The organism is Rhizobium sp. CF142, from assembly GCF_000281145.1.
Lineage (GTDB): Bacteria > Pseudomonadota > Alphaproteobacteria > Rhizobiales > Rhizobiaceae > Rhizobium.
Window position 1 is genome coordinate 1 of record NZ_AJWE01000074.1, and the last position, 3,013, is coordinate 3,013.

1 protein-coding gene and 1 pseudogene are annotated in these 3,013 nt (G+C 64.0%); both read left to right on the plus strand.

Annotated elements, in window-relative coordinates; translation table 11 throughout:
- The first annotated feature begins 109 nt into the window (after window positions 1-109).
- Complete coding sequence (locus PMI11_RS15640) at window positions 110-2,254, plus strand: peptidase domain-containing ABC transporter (RefSeq protein WP_007818632.1); 2,145 nt, start codon at window positions 110-112, stop codon at window positions 2,252-2,254.
- Window positions 2,251-3,013, plus strand: a pseudogene (locus tag PMI11_RS15645) (HlyD family type I secretion periplasmic adaptor subunit); the annotation flags it as partial. The gene PMI11_RS15640 and the pseudogene PMI11_RS15645, both read left to right, overlap by 4 nt.

A 3,013-nucleotide genomic window follows, 5' to 3' on the forward strand; every position in this document is an offset into this window, starting at 1 on the left:
GGCTGCCGCGGCCGCCGATATCCAGGCTGCGCAGGCCGGCGCTTCGAACGCCTCGCCGAACTTCAACTGATAGCGGCATAGCCTCGGTCTCTTTTGTTTCGGGTGGGCCATGAGTGGTTTTCTGCATACCAACCTGCACTGTCTGGCGCTCGTCGCGCGCCATCACGGCGTCGATCTTTCTCCTGAGCGGCTGCAGCACGATTATGCTGTCGGCAACGATCCCGTCGCCGTGCGCCAGCTTCTGCGCATGGCAAAGGATGCGGGCCTGAGGGCGAAGCATCTCGATCTCACCTGGCGAAGCCTGTTCCAGCTTGGCGAGGCCTTCCCGGTGCTTGCCGAACTGAACAACGGCAACTGGGTGGTCATCGCCGGCGCTGTCGGGGAGGGCGAGGAGGAGAGAATCCGGGTTCTCGATCCGCTTTCCTCGCGCGCCGAAGTGATCATGCTCAGCGAAGAGCAGTTCGCCAAGGCCTGGCTCGGATCGGCGATCCTGCTGAAGCGCAACTATCGCATGTCCGATGAGGACCGGCCCTTCGGCTTCCGCTGGTTCGTGCCTGAGATCATCAAGCAGCGCAGCTTCTTCCGCGATGTCGCGCTTGCCGCCTTCGTGCTTTACGGCCTCGGGCTGATGACGCCGATCTTCTTCCAGCTCGTCATCGACAAGGTGCTGGTGCACCAGAGCTATGCGACGCTGACGGTGCTGACCGTTGGTATCGGGATCGCGCTGATCTTCGATGCGACCTTCAGCTTCCTGCGACGCTATCTGCTGCTCTATGCCACGAACAGGATCGATATCCGCGTCGCCACCCGCACCTTCGGCCATCTGCTCAACCTGCCGATCGCGCTTTTCGAGCAGGCCTCTGCCGGCGTTCTCGTCAAGCATATGCAGCAGACGGGGCGCATCCGCGAGTTCCTGACCGGCCGGCTGTTCCTGACGCTTCTCGATGGTGTCTCGCTCTTCGTCTTCGTGCCGATCCTGCTTCTCTACAGCGTCAAGCTGACGCTCGTGGTGCTCGGTTTCGCAGCGCTTGTCGGCCTCGTGGTGATGATGCTCGTCGGCCCGTTCCAGCGCCGCCTGAAGGCGCTCTACCAGGCCGAAGGCGACCGGCAGGCCCTGCTGGTGGAAACCGTGCATGGCATGCGCACCGTCAAGTCGCTGGCGCTGGAGCCGCGCCAGCGCAAGGTGTGGGACGATTATTCGGCCCAGTCCATCTCCGTGCGTTTCCGCGTCGAGAAGATATCGACGGTTGCCCAGTCGCTGACGGGACTGCTGGAAAAGCTGATGAGCGTTGCGATCATCGGCCTCGGCGCGCTCGATGTGTTCAGCGGCGCGATGACGATCGGTGCGCTGGTTGCCTTCAACATGCTCGCCGGCCGCGTCTCGGGGCCGCTCGTGCAGATCGTCACCATGGTGCATGAATATCAGGAAGTGGCGCTTTCCGTGCGCATGCTCGGCGAGATCATGAACCAGCGGCCGGAACAGGCCGGCCGCGGGCGCGGGGTCAGGCCGCATCTGCATGGCCGCATCGAATTCGACCGGGTCTCCTTCCGCTATGCGCCCGATGCAGCACCTGCGCTCGACAATGTCTCCTTCGCCATTCCGGCAGGCTGCGTCTTCGGCGTGGTCGGCAAGAGCGGCTCGGGCAAGACGACGATCACAAGGCTCATCCAGGGGCTCTACCAGAGCCAGGAAGGGCTGGTGCGCATGGATGGTTACGACAGCCGCGAGATCGACCTCGTGCATCTGAGAACCAGCATCGGCGTCGTGCTGCAGGATAATTTCCTGTTCCGCGGCTCGGTGCGCGACAACATTGCCGCCGCCAAGCCCGATGCCAGTATCGAGGAGATCATGGAGGTCGCCCGCGTCGCCGGCGCCGAAGAGTTCATCGAGCGCCTGCCGCGCGGTTTCGATACGATGCTGGAGGAAAATGCCGCCAACCTCTCGGGCGGCCAGAAGCAGCGGCTTGCCATTGCGCGCGCGCTGATCACCGATCCGAAGCTGCTGATCTTCGATGAGGCGACGAGCGCGCTCGACCCAGACAGCGAGGCGATCATCCGCGATAATCTCAGCCGCATCGCTGCCGGGCGCACCGTCATCATCGTCTCGCACCGGCTTTCGACGCTCGTCGATGCCGATGCCATTCTCGTTATCGATCGCGGCAAGGTCGCCGATATCGGCCGGCACGACCAGCTCGTGTCGCGCTGCATGACCTACCGCCACCTCTGGGCACAGCAGATGAGGCAGGTCGCATGAACGCGCACGTCAGAAAATCCGACGAGAACCTGCCGGTCCCCTCGGACAAGGGGCCATCGGACAAAGGTCCGGAGAAGGGTAGGGAACTCGTTGCCCGCCCGCCGCTGCCGCCGGCAATCGCCGAGTTCCAGTCCGACGCCGTCGAACTCGAAGAACGCGCGCCGCCGCGCGTTGCCCGCATGACGCTCTACTGCGTCACCGCGTTGCTTGCCGCAGCGATCACCTGGGCCTCGGTATCCTCGATCGACGAGGTGGTGATTGCGCCGGGCAAGCTCGTCACCACGCAGCCGACCATCGTCGTCCAGCCGCTCGAAACCTCGATCATCCGCACGATCGACGTGAAGGCCGGCGAGGTGGTGCATGCCGGCCAGACGCTGGCGACGCTCGACGCCACTTTCAGCCAGGCCGATGTCGGGCAGCTGAGGGCGAAATTTTCCGCCCTCGACGCGCAGGTGAAGCGGCTGGAAGCGGAGCTGACCGGCGAGGACTATTCCAGGATCGCCGGCAGCACGCCGGACGAGCAGTTGCAGGTGCAGCTCTTCGGCCAGCGGCGGGCCTTCTACATGGCGCAGATGCAGAATTTCGACCAGCAGATCGCCGGCCAGTCCTCCGTGCTTGCGGCGAACCGCAATCAGGAGGCTGTGCTGAACGACCGGCGCGACAACCTTTCGCAGATCGAGGCGACGCGAAAGAAGCTCTATGAAAAGGAAAGCGGCTCGCTGCTTACCATGCTCGGCTCGCGCGACGCCCGCCTCGATG

Excerpts from the sequence above, each read along its gene's own strand:
- PMI11_RS15640 (WP_007818632.1), top strand. The coding sequence starts at position 110 with ATGAGTGGTTTTCTGCATACCAACCTGCACTGTCTGGCGCTCGTCGCG.